Genomic DNA, 15,503 nt, shown 5'->3' with positions numbered 1-15,503 from the left:
CCACGACGGCAGCGGCCCTCCGTCGTTAACGACACCGGACGGAGGATTGGCCCTATTTCTACTGCGGGTAGAGAATGGTGTATATGACGACGACCGGTAGGCAACCGCGCGAGAAGTCCGCCAGCGCCCCCGTGGAGCGTGCGCTCGGAGCCGGTTGGCTGACCCTCGCGGGTGTCGTCGTCCTCGCGGCACTCGTCATCGCCCTGTTCTACTCGGGAGCGGCCGCTGCCCGGCAGCTCGGCGACCCCGGCGCCCTGACGCGCTGGGGACTGCCCGTCGCCAAGGTGCTGAACAACACCGCAGCCGCGGGCACCATCGGCGCCCTCGTCTTCGCGGTCATCATGCTGCCGCGCACGGTCGGCGCCAACGGCCGCAGACCGACGGCCGACGCGGCCGAGCATCCTGCCTTCGCCCGCGTTCTGCTCCTGGCCTCCGTCTCCGCCGTCGCCTGGACGCTCGGCGCGCTGGGCGTCATGGTCTTCACCTACTCCGATGCCGCAGGCCTGCCGCTCAGCACCGACCCCGCGTACACGCAGGGGCTCGCGGCGTTCCTCACCGACTTCTCCACCGGCCGCGCCTGGCTGGTCACCTCCATCGTCTCGGCCGTGCTGGCCACGATCCTGTTCGGGGTCCGCTCGCAGACCGGACTGGCACTCACCCTGGTGTTCGCACTCCTGAATCTGCTGCCCATGGCGCTGATCGGCCACTCGGCCAGCGGCGACGACCACAACGCGGCGGTGAACTCGATCGCCCTGCACCTCGTCGGTGTCTGCCTGTGGGTGGGTGGCATCATCTCCCTCGCCGTCGTCAGCGGGAAGCTGGGGGACCAGGCGCTCCCGGTCCTCAAGCGCTTCTCCGCCCTGGCCGGCTTCGCGTTCGTCCTCGTGGTGGGCTCGGGCGTCGTGAACGCCGGCCTCCGCATCACCGACCTCGCCCAGCTCAGTTCCCAGTGGGGACTGCTGGTCACGTTCAAGACGATCGCCACGCTGCTCCTCGGCGGCATCGGCTGGATGCACCGGCAATGGATCATCCCGCAGCTCGGGGATCCTGCGGCCACCACCGGGTCGAAGCTCTCCGCGCGCCGCGTGCTGTGGCAGCTGATCGCCGTCGAGCTGGTCCTCATGGGAGCGGTATCCGGTGTGGCCGGGGCACTCGGACGCACGGCCCCGCCCCGTGCGGAGGAACTGCCCACCGAGGCGGGCCCGGCCCGCGTCCTGACCGGCTACGACCTCCCGCCCGAGCCCACCGCCGCCCGCTGGCTCACCGAGTGGCGGCCCGACTGGCTGTGGATCACCGTCGCGCTGACCTTCGGGGTCGCCTACGTCCTCGGCATGGTGAAACTCCATCGCCGCGGGGACTCCTGGTCCGTGCCCAGGCTCCTCAGCTGGCTCGTGGGCCTGGCCCTGCTGACCTACTTCACGTCCGGCGCGCCGGCGATCTACGGGATGGTGCTCTTCAGCGCCCACATGATCGACCACATGGCACTCACCATGGTGGTGCCGCTGTTCCTGGTGCTGGGCGCGCCCGTGACCCTCGCGCTCAAGGCACTGAGGGCACGCCGCGACGGCACGCGGGGGCTGCGGGAGTGGATCCTGGTGATCGTGCACTCCTGGCCGTCGAGGATCATCACGCACCCCCTCGTCGCCGCGGGCAACTTCGTGGCCTCGATCATCGTCTTCTACTACTCGCCGATCTTCGGCTTCGCCCTCCGCGAGCACGTGGGCCACGAGCTGATGATCACGCACTTCCTCCTCACCGGCTACGTCTTCGTGCTCTCGATGATCGGCTCCGATCCCGTTCCGCTGCGCGCCCCGTACCCGATGCGGATCCTGCTGCTCTTCGCGACCATGGCCTTCCACGCCTTCTTCGGCGTCACGCTCATGGGCTCGACGTCGCTGCTCGAGGCCTCCTGGTTCGGCAACATGGGCCGCGACTGGGGTGCGTCCGCCCTCGCGGACCAGCAGGTGGGCGGCGCCGTGACCTGGGGTGTGGGGGAACTGCCCACGCTCCTGCTCGCGATCGGCGTGGCCATCATGTGGTCCCGCTCGGACGCGCGCGAGACGAAGCGCAAGGACCGCGCGGCGGACAGGAATAACGACGCCGATCTCACGGCTTACAACAACATGTTCGCCGACCTCGCCGCGCGCGACGTCGGACCCCGTCCGGGCTCCCAGGGCGCGACGCGGGTGACCACCACAGCAGGAGACGATGAATGACCGAGACCACCGTCCGCGCCCGAGTGAACTACCGCGTGCGCGGCTCAGCCCTGACCGGCCGTAACTGGCTCAACACCGGCGGTAAGCAGCTGCAGCTCGAGGATCTCCGCGGGAAGATCGTGATCCTCGACTTCTGGACGTTCTGCTGCATCAACTGCCTGCACGTCCTCGACGAACTGCGTCCCCTCGAGGAGCAGTACTCGGACGTCCTCGTCACCGTGGGCGTGCACTCGCCGAAGTTCGAGCACGAGGCCGACCCGGTGGCTCTCGCCGCCGCCGTCGAGCGGTACGACATCCACCACCCCGTCCTCGACGACCCCGAGCTCACCACCTGGCAGGCCTACACGGCACGGGCCTGGCCCACGCTCGTGGTGATCGATCCCGAGGGGTACATCGTGGCGCACCTCTCCGGCGAGGGCCACGCCGCAGGGCTCACCTCGCTCGTCGAGGAGCTCGTCGCCGAGCACGAGGCCAAGGGGACCCTGCACCGCGGGGACGGCCCGTACGTCCCGGCCGAGAGCACCGCGGGCGACCTGAAGTTTCCCGGCAAGCTCCTCGCGCTGCCCGCCACCGGCACCTTCCTCGCCGGTGACACCGGGCACCACCGGCTCGTGGAACTCGAAGCGGACCTCGTCACCGTGCGGCGCACCATCGGCTCGGGCACCAAGGGCTTCCGTGACGGCGGAGCGGACGAGGCCGAGTTCAACGAGCCCCAGGGCGTCGCGCTGCTGCCGGCGGAACTGGCCGCCGAGGTCGGGTACGACGTCGTCGTCGCCGACTCCGTGAACCACCGCCTGCGCGGCGTGGACCTCGCCACGGGGGAGGTGCGCACCCTCGCGGGCAACGGGACGCAGCGACTGCTCGACGCCGGCAACCACACCAAGACCGGGCCGCAGGCGAACTCCCACGAGATCGGTGCCCCCAGCGAGACGCCCCGGCTCACCGAGACGCAGCTCGGCACCGATGCCCTGAATCTCTCGCTGTCCTCGCCGTGGGACGTGCTGTACTCGTCGGTCCTGGACCGCGTGGTCATCGCCATGGCCGGTACCCACCAGATCTTCAGCTACGACCCCCGCACGCACGCCGTCGAGGTCCTTGCCGGCACCGGCCTCGAGGGACTGCTCGACGGCGACGCATCGGCCGCCTGGTTCGCCCAGTCCTCCGGCCTCGCCGAGGACGCCAACGGCACCATCTGGATCGCCGACTCGGAGACCTCCTCGGTACGCCTCCTGTCCTTCGTCGAAGTGAACGGACGCCGCGGGGTCCAGGTCCAGACCGCCGTGGGGACCGGACTGTTCGACTTCGGCTTCCGCGACGGCGACGCCGAGCAGGCACGCCTGCAGCATCCGCTGGGCGTCACGGCACTGCCGGACGGATCGATCGCCATCGCGGACACCTACAACGGCGCGGTCCGCCGGTACGATCCGGTCACGCGCCAGGTGTCCACGCTGCTGCGCGGCCTCGCCGAGCCGTCCGACGTCCTGGTCGACATGACGCCGGTGGCCGACGGCGGGGACCCCCTGCTGATCGTCGTGGAGACCAACCGGCACCAGCTCGTCCGGGTGCCGCTGCCCAAGGAGGCGCTGGCCGTCGACGAGGGAGCGTCACAGACCCAGCGCCCGAAGACGCCGATGGCGGCCGGCCCCGTGGCCCTCACGGTGCGCTTCACCGCGCCCACGGGCCAGAAGCTCGACGACCGCTGGGGCGATCCCACGCAGCTCAAGATCAGCGCCTCGCCGGAGTCGCTCCTCGTCTCGGGCGGCGGCACGTCCACCGGACTGACGCGCGAGCTCGTCCTCTCACCGGACGCGGGCGACGGCGTCCTGCACATCACGGCACGCGCGGCGTCCTGCGACGGCGAGCCGGGCGGCGAGATCCCCGACCACGCGGCGTGCCATCTGTACCAGCAGGACTGGGGCATCCCGGTCTCGGTGACGGCCGACGGCGACACGGTCCTGACGCTGGATCTGCGCGGACTCGACTGACCTGCCGGTCCGGGTCGCATCGAAGGGCACCGGCCGCGGCCGGTGCCCTTCGTGTGTCCGGCGCCCGCGGCTCGGCGCCGGAACGTAGCGCGAGGGGGCGCGGGGCGTGCGGTGCGTGCGGGTGTCCGGCACGGCGATGCCGACCCTGGCCGGAGCAGGGAATCCCCCCACGCCTCGCTGCCGCCGGAATATCTTCCCGGCAGGTCGGCTTGTCGCCTTCGGAGCCCGCGACGATCGATGCCTCCGCCGGCGGCCAGGACGTCCGCGGCAGGCAGGCATCCGCGGGCAGGACGCGACACGACGAGAAGGAGCGCAGGATGACGGCAGGGACGGCAGCAGCATCGCAGGGAGAGCGGACGGCACTCGTCGTGGGAGCGACCGGGATCGCCGGCTCCGCGCTCGTCGAGCAGCTTCTCGCCGAGGGATGGTCGGTGCTCGCACTGTCCCGCACAGCCGGCGCGGAACGCAGCGGCGTGCGCTGGCTGTCGGCGGACCTGACATCGGCCGAGTCCCTGTCCGCCGCCCTCGCCCCCGTGGACCCCAGCCACGTGTTCTTCACGGCGTGGTCCCGGCGGGACACCGAGGAGGAGAACATCGCCGTGAACGCGGGCATGCTGCGCGACCTCCTGGCCGCCCTGCGCGGCAAGGACGTGGCCCACGTGGCCCTCATGACCGGCCTCAAGCACTACCTCGGTCCCTTCGAGGCCTACGCCGCCGGTGAGATGGCCGACACCCCGTTCCACGAGGAGGAGCCGCGGCTGCCCGTCGCGAACTTCTACTACGCGCAGGAGGACGAGCTGTTCGCGGCGGCCGCCGCGCAGGGCTTCACCTGGTCGGTCCACCGGTCGCACACCGTGATCGGCCACGCCGTCGGCAACGCGATGAACATGGGCCTGACCCTCGCGGCCCAGGCGGCGCTGTGCAGGGAGACGGGTGAGCCGTTCGTCTTCCCCGGCTCGGAGACCCAGTGGAACGGGCTGACGGACATGACGGACGCCGGCCTCCTCGCCGAGCACATGCTCTGGGCCGCGACGACGCCCGGAGCCGCCGACGAGGCCTACAACATCGTCAACGGGGACGTGTTCCGCTGGCGCTGGATGTGGCCCCGGCTCGCGGCCTACTTCGGCGTCGACTGGGAGGGGTATGCCGGGTCGCCACGGCCGCTCGAGCGGGCGATGACGGGGCGCGAGGAGCAGTGGGCGGAGCTCGCGCGGCGCTACGGGCTCGCGGAGCCGCGCCTGGACCGCGTGGCATCGTGGTGGCACACGGACAGCGACCTGGGGCGCGACATCGAGGTGGTGACGGACATGGGCAAGAGCCGTGACGCCGGCTTCACCGGCTACCGGCGGACGCTCGACGCCTTCACCGCGCTCTTCGACCGGTACCGCGCCGAGAACCTCATCCCCTGACGCGGAGGAGAACCGCGCGGGCCGCCGAGGCTGTCCGCGCGGTTCTCCTAGTAGCGGACGACGGGTGTCACGGTGACCTCGTCCCCGATCACCCGGAGGTCGGCCTCGAAATCGAACGGGACGGACTCCGAGACGTCCCGGACCGCACCGGAGAAGAAGTCCCTCAGCTGCGTCTCGATACGCGCCGACCCGCGCAGCGGTGCCAGCGACCATCCGCCGTCGGTCGGTGTGATCGTCGCCGTCGGGTACTCCTCGATGGACCACGCGATCTCGCCCGCCAACCGCTCGTTCGTCGGATAGTTGAACGGGCAGTTGGTCGGCTGGAAGACCGTCTGGGCCGCGCAGTCATCCAGGAAGGCCCGCAGCCGGTCGTCCACGGCCGAGGTCAGTTCCGGCGTCGCCTCCGTCGCGAGCGCCAGCGGCGGAGGCGGGGCGTCCCGGCCCGTCACCGTCACCGAATGCGCCGGCGCCCGGAAGTACCGTCCCTCGTACACGGCGTCGACGACCGCGGGGTAGAAGGACGCGAGCGCGGCCCTGCCGTCGGGAAGGCCCACGTCCATGCCGTTCACCGCGGCTTCGACGCTGTTCAGGGCGGACACCTCGACCGTCGGCAGGACGGTCGGCTCGAACTGCCACACGTTGAAGAAGCCCCACTCCGTGCCCGTGCGCCGGAGCGGGAAGACCGTCGTCGACTCCGTGCCGTCCAGGGTGTAGGTCACCGGAACCTCGACGCGGTCCCCGCCCGTGTCGCGTGCCTCGCCCACCTCGACGTCGGCGAACGGAGCACTGGCCCTGCGGAGCGCGTCACCCTCGAGCAGGGCCGGATTCGAGCCCTCGGGTACTGACGCGTTGAGCAGGCCCAGTGCCTTGCCGCCGTCACCGTCGCGGAGTGCTTCGAGGTACAGGCCCACCTGGTGCTCCGGGCTGTAGAGCCGTCCGTTGAGGATCACGACGGCCGCGATGAAGGCTGCCGCGACGAGCATGAGGGCGAGCAGCCATGCTGCGACGACCTTCACTACGGGGCTGGTATGCACCTCTCAACGGTACCGGCTGCGCCGTTCAGCCGGGCAGGAAGCCCAGTGCGGCACCTCCGACGGCGAGCACGAGCCCGATCCCGGCGATGACCCGGGTGCCGCGGTAGGGCTCCTCGAGCGACCAGCGCGTGGGATTGCGGGCGTGGTAGAAGATGGTGACGTCCTCGCCCGGAGCGGGCGGTGGAGGAGCCGGCACGGAGCGGCGCCGCCGCATGCAGCTCGACCACAGGGCTTCGACGATCCTGTACCGGCTGTCGTGCCAGCGCAGGTACGGGTGGCCCTCGTGCTCGTACGTGACGGCCTGGGTCCTGGCCCACGAGCCGTAGACCAGCCGGATCACGAGTGCCGCGACGAGCAGCCCCACACCCAGGGCCGTGAGGGTGGAGCTCACGATCTCGGTCACGACCATCGGTGCGTCCTTCGGCGCCACAGGGCGTGCCATGGTCCTCAGGACCACGGGCGCCTGCGGCGCCTGGTCCCGAAGAGTCCGCGGGCCAGTTCCTTGCCGATCACCCCTGCAGCCCGGAGCGCGAGGTCGGCCATCTCGTCCCGGTCGGGCGCGCGCCCTGCCCACCGGTCCGTCCTCTGCGCACGACCCTGCCCGGAGCGCCGTCCGTCGCCCTCCCCGCGGCCGCCGCTCCCGTACCCGGTCCCGGGACCCGCGGGAGGCGAGGACGTACCGAGGATCTCGTCCTCGATGCGGCGGGCCTCCGCGTCGCGGTCCTCCCGTCGCGAGGCGACGCCCGTCCCGGCCGGGGGATCGGCGCGGGTGCCTGATCCGCCGTCGGCAGCGCCTCCGGGCGCATCCCGTGCTGCCAGTGTCTCGAAGGCCGAGTGCCGGTCGACGGACTCGCCGTACCTGGCGAGGAGCGGTGATGACGCGACGGCGGCCGGCACGGTGCCCTCGGGTGCGCGGCCCATGACCGATGCGGGGGAGCGCAGGCGCGTCCAGGCGACGGGGGTGGGAGCGCCGTGCTCGTTCAGCACGGTCACCACGGCCTCGCCGATGCCCGCGGAGGTGAGGACCTCCTCGAGGTCGTAGGGGCTCGTCGGGAAGGTCGACACCGTGGCACGCAGGGCCTTGGCGTCGTCGGGCGTGTAGGCGCGCAGGGCGTGCTGCACGCGGTTGGCCAGCTGGCCCAGGATCTCTCCCGGGAGGTCCCTGGGTGTCTGGGTGATGAAGAAGATGCCGACGCCCTTGGACCGGATGAGCCGCACGGTCGCCTGGATGGACTCACGGAAGGCCTTCGAGGAACCGGTGAAGAGCAGGTGCGCCTCGTCGAGGAAGAACACGAGGCGGGGCTTGTCGACGTCGCCGACCTCCGGCAGCTCGGCGAACAGGTCCGCCAGCAGCCACATCAGGAACGTGGAGAAGAGCCGGGGTTTCTGCTGCACCGCGACGAGTTCGAGCGCCGTGATGATGCCGCGGCCGTCCGCGGCGGTGCGCAGCAGGTCGGCGGTGTCGAACTCCGGTTCGCCGAAGAAGGCGTCCATGCCCTGCGCCTCGAGAGCGACCAGCTCGCGCAGGATCACCCCGGCCGTCGCCTTCGAGAGGCCGCCGAGCAGTTCGAGGGCCTCCTTGCCCTCGGCCGAGGTGAGGAAGCCGATGACGGCGCGCAGGTCGGCGAGGTCGTAGAGTTCGAGGCCGTTCCGGTCGGCGTAGTGGAACACCAGCTGCAGACTGGATTCCTGCGTCTCGTTGAGGTCCATCACACGGCTCAGGAGCAGCGGCCCGAACGAGGAGATCGTGGCACGGACCGGGATGCCGTTCCCGTCCCGGCCGAGCGAGAGGAATTCGACCGGGAAGGCGGCGGGAGCCCAGTCCTGACCGACGCTCGTGGTGCGCTTCGCCAGCCGCTCCGAGGCGGTGCCCGGCGTGGCGAGACCCGTCAGGTCACCCTTGATGTCCGACAGGAAGACCGGGACGCCGTGCGCCGAGAGCTGTTCCGCGAGGACCTGCAGCGTCACGGTCTTGCCGGTACCCGTGGCACCGGCGATCAGCCCGTGGCGGTTCATCATGGCGAGGGGGAGCCGGACCTGGGCGCCGGTGTGCAGCGTCCCGTCCACGAGGGCCGCCCCGAGCTGGAGGGTCGGTCCCTCGAAGACGTATCCGGCAGTGATGTCGGCGACCTGGTCGGCGCCGTCGTGTTCGACCATAGGGTCAGACTACACAGCAGGGCCGGCACCCGATCCGGTGCCGGCCCTGCTGTGGTCGCGCCCGCCTGCGCGGGCTGGGAACGGTCCGGTCAGCCCGCGGTGTGTCGCCCGCCGGCCGCCGTCGCGCCCCCTGACGAGCCCGCCCCGGCCTTCACCGTGGTGTCCTCGCGCCGGCCGGGAGCGCCGTCGGCGGAACCGTTGCCGTCCCTGCGTCCGTCCGCCTGCTGGGCGGTCGCGATCTCCTCGGCGCGTTCCTCGGCCGCCTCCCGCGTCAGCTCGGCGCCGGCCTCGGCGTCGCGGGTGAGGTTCTCTCCCGACTCGGCGTCGAACAGGTGCAGCTTGCGCGTGTCGAGCCAGATCTCCGCCTCCCGCCCGCCGCGGATGCGGCTCGCCGCGTCCAGAGTGACGACGACCTGCGGCCGCAGTTCGTCCGCGTCCATGTCCCGGGCCAGGCTGTCGAGTAGTTCCCTCATCTCCGGGGCCGGATCGAAGTTGATGTACCCGTACTGCTCGTTCCCGAGCCACTCCGTGTGGGTCAGCGTGGCCGTGAACGTGGACCCGTTCGACTTCTTGTGGTCCTCCACGAGCTTGGCGTCCTCGAAGAACTCCGGCCGGACGCCCACGAGCACGACCTTCTTGCCCGCCGCCTTCCGCGCCTTGTCCTCCGGGATCTCGAGGTCGCCGATGGCCGTCCTGAGCAGGTTGCCCTCGAGGGTCGCCGGCAGGAAGTTCATCGACGGAGAGCCGATGAAGCCGGCGACGAACAGGTTGACCGGCTGTTCGTACAGTTCACGCGGCGAGGCGATCTGCTGCAGTTCACCCTTCTTCAGCACGGCCACGCGGTCGCCGAGCGTCATGGCCTCCGTCTGGTCGTGCGTCACGTAGACCGACGTGACGCCCAGGCGCCGCTGCATCTGGGAGATCTCCGAGCGCATCTGGCCGCGGAGCTTCGCATCGAGGTTGGAGAGCGGCTCGTCGAAGAGGAAGGCGTCCGCCTGCCGCACGATCGCGCGTCCCATGGCGACGCGCTGCCGCTGGCCGCCGGAGAGGTTCGCCGGCTTGCGCTGCAGGTGGTCGGTGAGTTCGAGGGTCGCGGCCGCCTCGGTGACGAGCTTGTCGACCTGCTCGTCGGAATGCTTGCCCTTCGCCAGGCGCAGGGGGAACGCGATGTTCTCGTACACCGTGAGGTGCGGGTACAGCGCGTAGTTCTGGAACACCATCGCCAGGTTGCGGTCGCGGGGCGCCTTGTCGTTCACGCGCTGGCCGTCGATGAGGAGATCGCCGTCGGTGATGTCCTCGAGGCCCACGATCATGCGCAGCAGCGTGGACTTCCCGCAGCCCGAGGGGCCGACCAGGATGATGAACTCACCGTCGGCGATATCGATGCTGACATCGTTGACGGCGGGGAAGCCGTCGCCGTACTTCTTGACCAGGTGATTGAGGGTGATGGAAGCCATGGTGCGAAATCCTTTACTTGAACCGGGGGCGTTAGCCCTTGACGGCGCCGGAGGTCAGGCCCGAGACGATCTGGCGTTGGAAGAGCAGGACCAGGAGGACGATCGGGATGGTGACGATGATCGCCGCCGCGGAGATCGCCCCCGTCGGTGCCTCGAACTGCGATGCACCCGTGAAGAAGGCGAGGGCGGCGGGCACCGGCCTCGCCGCCTCGGTGGAGGTGAGCGAGATGCCGTACACGAAGTCGTTCCAGGCGATGAAGAACGCGATGATCGCGGTGGTGAAGACTCCCGGCGCTGCCAGGGGCACGATCGCCTTGCGGAACGCCTGCCACGTCGTCGCGCCGTCCACCTGTGCGGCCTGCTCGAGCTCCCACGGGATCTGCCGGAAGAAGGCGGCGAGGGTCCAGATGGAGATCGGGAGGGTCAGTGACAGGTACGGGATGATCAGGCCGAGCCACGTGTCGTAGAGCCCGATGGTGCGCCACAGGTTGAACAGCGGCGTCACGATCGAGATGACCGGGAAGATCGAGACCGCGAGCGCCGTGGTGAGGACCAGCTTCTTGCCCGGGAAGTCCAGCCTCGCGATCGCATAGGCGCACAGGGTGGCCAGGACGACGGCGATGAAGGTCGCGATCAGCGTGATGCCGATCGAGTTGCGCAGGGCCGAGAGGAACAGCCCCTGGGCGTCTCCCACCAGGATCTGCTCGTAGTTGGAGGTGGTGGCCCTGCCGGACGTCGGGAGGAACTTGCCGCTCGTGAGGTCGCTGGGGGCCTTGAACGACGTGGCGAGGATCGAGACCACGGGGAACAGCGCGTAGATCAGGACGAGGACCGTCACGATTGCCCAGAGGATCTTGCCCCGGGTACTGGTGTTCGTCATTACTTTCCTCCCTGCGATCCGGCGAGATCGACCTTGAACAGCTTGATCGCGATGAAGCAGATCAGCAGGACGCACAGGAACAGGAGGACGGAGACGGCAGAGCCGAGCCCGATCTCGAGCCGGCTGATCGATTGTCGGTAGGCGAGCAGCGACAGCACTTCCGTGCCGTACGCCCCGTTGGTCATGATGAACACGTTGTCGAAGATCCGGAAGGCGTCCAGCGCACGGAAGAGCACGGCGACCATGATCGCGGCCTTCATGTTGGGGATGATGACCTTGCGCATCTGCTCCCACCAGGTGGCTCCGTCGACCTTCGCCGCCTCGCTGAGTTCGTCGGGTACCTGCGCGAGGCCGGCGAGGAGGAGCAGCGAGATGAACGGGGTTGTCTTCCAGATCTCCGACGCCATGATGACAAAGAGGGCCGTGGGCCCCTGCGCGAACCAGTTCAGGTTCTCGTCGATGCCGGGAAGCCAGCCGAACCAGTTGTTGACGTACCCCGAGTTGATGTCGAACGCGTAGAACCACGCGAACGCGGAGACGACGGTGATGATGCCGTACGGCACGAGGATCGCCGTGCGCAGCAGACCGCGCACGGATTTCAGGGCCTTGTGCATCACGAGGGCGAGGGCGAAGCCGAGGACGAGTTCCACGATCACGGTGACGACGGTGATGAACACCGTGGTCCACAGGCCCGACCACCAGACCGGGTCGGAGAGGATCACGGCGTAGTTCCCGAGACCGATGAACTCGCGCTCGCCGGGGGCCGTGAGGCGGAAGCGGAACAGTGATTCGTAGATGGCCTGCAGGATCGGGTACAGCGTCACGAGCAGCATGATCACGAATGCCGGCCCGGCGAGGATCCAGCCGAGCCGACGCTCGGCACGCACGCGGTCGCTGTACTGCTTCTGGGGTTTCTTGGTCTTGCCGTTGCCCGTGCCGGTGTCGCGTTCGACGCGCGGGCCGGGCTCGGTGGACGACGCCGTCGTCGTCTTCGCTGGGATGGCGGAGGTCACAGGAGTTGCTCCCCTCGAAGGACCGATGTGATGAAGTCGCTCGACGTCTCCGGGGTGCTGTCCGGGTCGACGTCGGCGGGGGGCGCCCAGCGCTGCTGGATGCCGGTGGAGACCTCGTTGTAGAACGGGGTCTGCGGACGGGGTGCTGCTACCTGGAGGGAATCCCGGATGGTCTCGGCCATGGGGAAGGTCTCCTCGATCCGGGGGTCCTCGTAGGCCTCCGTGTTGGACGGCGGATTGCCGTTGGTCACGAAGTACTCCGCCTGGTTCTCCACGGAGACGATGCACTGGACCGCTTCGTACGCGAGGTCGGGGTTGTCGCTCTCGGCTCCGACGCCGAGGTTGATACCGCCGAGCGGGGGCGCCGACTCCTGGTCCGCCGTCATGCGCGGGAAGATGCCCCAGCCGAGGTCGTCGACGACCGCCTGGTCCAGCGTGCCCGCCTCGACGGCGGCCGTGGTGGCCGGCCAGACGAACGGGTAGTTGACCATGAAGGAGCCGGAGTCGCCCTGGAAGGCGATGAGCGAGGCGTTCTCGTCCTGGGTGGGAAGCCCCGGGCCGCCCAGTCCGTCCTTGCCGATCGTGGAGATCACCTCGGCTGCAGCGACACCGGCGTCGGAGTCGAGGCCGAGCTCGATGGTGTCCGCCGTCGCCTCGGGGTCGACGATGATGGAGCCCCCCGCCGACTCGATCAGGGCGTTCACCCAGACCGTCATCGACTCCGCCTGCGCGCCCTGGACGCCCAGGGACTTGTCCTGGCTCTTTGCGGCCTCCATGATCTGCTCCCACGTGACGGGCTTGCTCATGTCCAGGCCGGCGGCCTCCGCCACCGACTTGCGGTACCAGAGGATCTGCGTGTTGGCCCAGAACGGGACGGTGACGAGTTCGTCCTTCCAGGTGGCCCCGGCGAGGGCACCCTCGACGACGTTCTCCGTCGTGCTCTCCGCGACCTCCTCGGGCACCGGCGCCAGGAAGCCCGGCTCGGCGAGTTCCGGGATGAAGGGGGGATCGAGGCTCATGATGTCGAGCGACGAATCCCCCGCGGCGAGGCGCCGTGCCAGCTGCTCCCGCTGGGAGGCGGCGTCGCTCGGCAGGAGCGAGGTCTCGATGCGGTAGCGCCCGCCCGATTCGTCGCTGCACTTCTGCGCTATTGCGGCCTGGCCCCCGTTGTCGGGGTTGATGTACCAGGTCAGGGAGTTGTCCGCCTGTGCCGGACCGCAGCCGCTCATGGCGAGTGTCCCCATGATCATGCTCACGACGACGGCGGCCTTCGGACGGCTCCTGCGTGTTCTTCGACTAGTCGGCATTCGTACCGAGCCTCCACATCCTCGTAGACAGCCCGGCTGACGGTTCGAGCGAATCGACAGCCTAAGCAAGCTTGCTTTTCGACCCTATGCCTTGCTGCCCCAAACCGCTAGGCAGTCTGCTGACCATCGCGCAAAAGGGCGTCCAGGACCCACGGGAGCCGGCGGAGGTGCGAGGTGGTTCAGGCGGAGACGGCGGAGTTGTCCAGCGCGAAGGGCGGGCGCTCGAGGTCACCGGTGACCGCCTCGGCAGGATCGGAGCCGAGCTCGACGATCCGGTTGCCGGCGTCCACGTGCACGACGGTGGGGACGAAGGCACGCGCTTCCTCGGTGGTCATCTGCGCGTAGGTGATCAGGATGACGAGGTCGCCGCGCTGGACGAGGTGCGCCGCGGCGCCGTTGATGCCGAGGACGCCGGATCCCCGCTCGCCGGCGATGGTGTAGGTCTCGAGCCGCGCGCCGTTGGTGATGTCGACGATCGACACCAGCTCGCCGGGCAGGATGTCCGCGGCATCGAGCAGGTCCAGGTCCACCGTCACGGACCCGACGTAGTGCAGGTCGGCATGGGTGACCGTGGCGCGGTGGATCTTCGACTTGAACATTGTGCGATTCATCGCCTCAAGAATACGCCGGTCGGGCGCATGCCGCGGAGCGGCGGAAGGTGTCCTTGGGCACACCCGGAGCTCCGGGGACGGACCCCGCCGGGGGTCGAGAGCGGGCGACGGGAATCGAACCCGCGTATCGAGCTTGGGAAGCTAGCGCTCTACCATTGAGCTACGCCCGCACGGTTGGAACCGCTCCATCACCTTACAACAGTTCTTGCGGCTTCCCGGGACCGGCGTCGCCTGCGTGCTCGGGACCCCCGTCCGGACCCGCTGCGTCGGCTCCGTCAGCCGCCCCGGACGCTGCCCGGCCGGCCCGGGACCCCTCACGCTCTCCGGCCGTGACCGGTGCCCCGTCCGCAGTTGCGGCCGCGGGAGCGGCGCGCGCCTCAGCCCGGGCCCGCTCGATCAGTTCCCGCCAGGGCTCCTCGAGCCGGCTCTCCGGCACGTACACCTCCGTGTAGCCGATGGCGATCCGATAGGTGAAGCGGTCGCGCTGGGCCCCCGGCGCGGACCCGGCCGCCTGTGCGGCATCCCCGGCAGGAGGTCCCCCGGCGCGGGTACCGCCCTCCGGGCCGGCCGCACCCGCTTCCGCCTCCGCGAGCGGCAGCCAGCGTTCCTCGGCCTCGGTGCGGCTCACCTCGATGCTCCAGGTGCGGGTGAGCCCAGCGAAGCCGCCCGAGCGGGTGATCTCGATCCTCACGGCAGCACGCCGACCTGGGACCAGGCGCCGGTGACCGCTCCGGCCTCGGGACTGCCGGCGCCGAAACGCTTCTCCGCGGCGCCGACGGTGGCACGCGCGAAGGCCGGGAAGTCGCAGTCCGGTGGGATGGTGCCCCCGAGGACGGCGTCGTACCAGATGCGTCCGGCGCCCTCCCAGGCCTGTCCGCCGAGGGCGGTCGCCGCGAGGTAGAAGGCGTGGTTGGGGATCCCGGAGTTGATGTGCACGCCGCCGTTGTCCGACGTCGTCTCCACGTAGTCCGCCATGGTGGCGGGCTGCGGGTCCTTGCCGAGGACGTCGTCGTCGTACGCGGTGCCCGGTGCCCGCAGTGAGCGGAGCGCCTCCCCCTGCACCTGGGCGGTGAAGATGCCGGCTCCCACGAGCCAGGACGCGTCGGCCGCGTCCTGCCGCAGTTCCCGCTGCTCCACGAGGACACCGAACACGTCCGACAGCGACTCGTTGAGAGCGCCCGACTGGCCCTGGTACTCCAGGTTGGTCGAGTACTGCGTGAAGCCGTGGGTCAGTTCGTGGCTGATGACGGTCAGGGAGGCCGTGAATCGCCCGAAGATCTCGCCGTCGCCGTCGCCGAACACCATGCGCCCGCCGTCCCAGAACGCGTTGTCGTAGCCGGTGCCGTAGTGCACCGTGGCCTCGAGCGGCCTGCCGGCGCCGTCGATCGAGGACCGCCCGTACTCCTCGCTGAACAGCCGGTAGGTGGAGCCGAG

The 15,503-nt window shown here is 69.9% G+C and carries 13 protein-coding genes and 1 tRNA gene; 3 read left to right on the top strand and 11 right to left on the bottom strand.

Annotated features, from left to right (window positions below; genetic code table 11):
• The first annotated feature begins 83 nt into the window (after nt 1–83).
• From CVO76_RS11555 to CVO76_RS11545, 3 genes are all read left to right on the top strand, one after another.
• A complete protein-coding gene (locus CVO76_RS11555) occupies nt 84–2,216 on the top strand; it encodes a cytochrome c oxidase assembly protein (RefSeq protein ID WP_208739354.1) in 2,133 nt (710 codons plus the stop codon).
• Entirely contained in the window at nt 2,213–4,201 is a 1,989-nt protein-coding gene (locus CVO76_RS11550) for an NHL domain-containing thioredoxin family protein (RefSeq protein WP_208739353.1), read from the top strand. Before CVO76_RS11555 ends, CVO76_RS11550 begins: the two co-directional genes overlap by 4 nt.
• Nucleotides 4,202–4,518: 317 nt before the next feature.
• The gene (locus CVO76_RS11545) at nt 4,519–5,610 is read left to right on the top strand and encodes an SDR family oxidoreductase (RefSeq protein ID WP_208739352.1); all 1,092 of its coding nucleotides are present in this window, start codon (nt 4,519–4,521) and stop codon (nt 5,608–5,610) included.
• A 47-nt stretch (nt 5,611–5,657) separates the two neighbouring features.
• On the opposite strand, the gene CVO76_RS11540 is transcribed toward CVO76_RS11545, so the two are convergent.
• The 11 genes from CVO76_RS11540 to CVO76_RS11490 form a co-directional block, all read right to left on the bottom strand.
• Nucleotides 5,658–6,644, bottom strand: a complete 987-nt coding sequence (locus CVO76_RS11540) for a hypothetical protein (protein ID WP_244185914.1) — start codon at nt 6,642–6,644, stop codon at nt 5,658–5,660.
• Between the two features lie 25 nt (nt 6,645–6,669).
• Nucleotides 6,670–7,086 carry a hypothetical protein gene (locus tag CVO76_RS11535; RefSeq protein WP_133081336.1) on the bottom strand — a complete coding sequence of 139 codons (417 nt, stop codon included), beginning with the start codon at nt 7,084–7,086 and terminating at the stop codon, nt 6,670–6,672.
• A gap of 5 nt (nt 7,087–7,091) precedes the next feature.
• Nucleotides 7,092–8,801 carry a helicase HerA-like domain-containing protein gene (locus tag CVO76_RS11530; protein WP_208739351.1) on the bottom strand — a complete coding sequence of 570 codons (1,710 nt, stop codon included), beginning with the start codon at nt 8,799–8,801 and terminating at the stop codon, nt 7,092–7,094.
• 89 nt (nt 8,802–8,890) lie between these two features.
• On the bottom strand, nt 8,891–10,258 hold the full coding sequence (locus tag CVO76_RS11525; RefSeq protein ID WP_133081334.1) for an ABC transporter ATP-binding protein: 1,368 nt from the start codon (nt 10,256–10,258) through the stop codon (nt 8,891–8,893).
• Nucleotides 10,259–10,289: 31 nt separating this feature from the next.
• Nucleotides 10,290–11,138 carry a carbohydrate ABC transporter permease gene (locus CVO76_RS11520; RefSeq protein ID WP_208739350.1) on the bottom strand — a complete coding sequence of 283 codons (849 nt, stop codon included), beginning with the start codon at nt 11,136–11,138 and terminating at the stop codon, nt 10,290–10,292.
• Complete coding sequence (locus tag CVO76_RS11515; protein ID WP_244186328.1) at nt 11,138–12,025, bottom strand: carbohydrate ABC transporter permease; 888 nt, start codon at nt 12,023–12,025, stop codon at nt 11,138–11,140. The genes CVO76_RS11520 and CVO76_RS11515 overlap by 1 nt, the downstream gene beginning before the upstream one ends.
• Before the next feature lie 122 nt (nt 12,026–12,147).
• The gene (locus CVO76_RS11510) at nt 12,148–13,401 is read right to left on the bottom strand and encodes an extracellular solute-binding protein (protein WP_244186327.1); all 1,254 of its coding nucleotides are present in this window, start codon (nt 13,399–13,401) and stop codon (nt 12,148–12,150) included.
• A gap of 236 nt (nt 13,402–13,637) precedes the next feature.
• Entirely contained in the window at nt 13,638–14,069 is a 432-nt protein-coding gene (panD, locus tag CVO76_RS11505; protein WP_208739348.1) for an aspartate 1-decarboxylase, read from the bottom strand.
• Nucleotides 14,070–14,168: 99 nt separating this feature from the next.
• Nucleotides 14,169–14,239: transfer RNA gene (locus CVO76_RS11500), tRNA-Gly, on the bottom strand.
• Nucleotides 14,240–14,262: 23 nt separating this feature from the next.
• The gene (locus CVO76_RS11495; RefSeq protein ID WP_208739347.1) at nt 14,263–14,760 is read right to left on the bottom strand and encodes a protealysin inhibitor emfourin; all 498 of its coding nucleotides are present in this window, start codon (nt 14,758–14,760) and stop codon (nt 14,263–14,265) included.
• The coding region (locus CVO76_RS11490; RefSeq protein WP_208739346.1) for a M4 family metallopeptidase at nt 14,757–15,503 on the bottom strand (747 nt) is incomplete at its 5' end. The genes CVO76_RS11490 and CVO76_RS11495, both read right to left, overlap by 4 nt.

Source organism: Arthrobacter agilis (genome assembly GCF_002953615.1).
Lineage (GTDB): Bacteria > Actinomycetota > Actinomycetes > Actinomycetales > Micrococcaceae > Arthrobacter_D > Arthrobacter_D agilis_B.
Note: the sequence above shows the minus strand (reverse complement) of the source record. Positions and strands in the feature narration are given on the sequence as shown.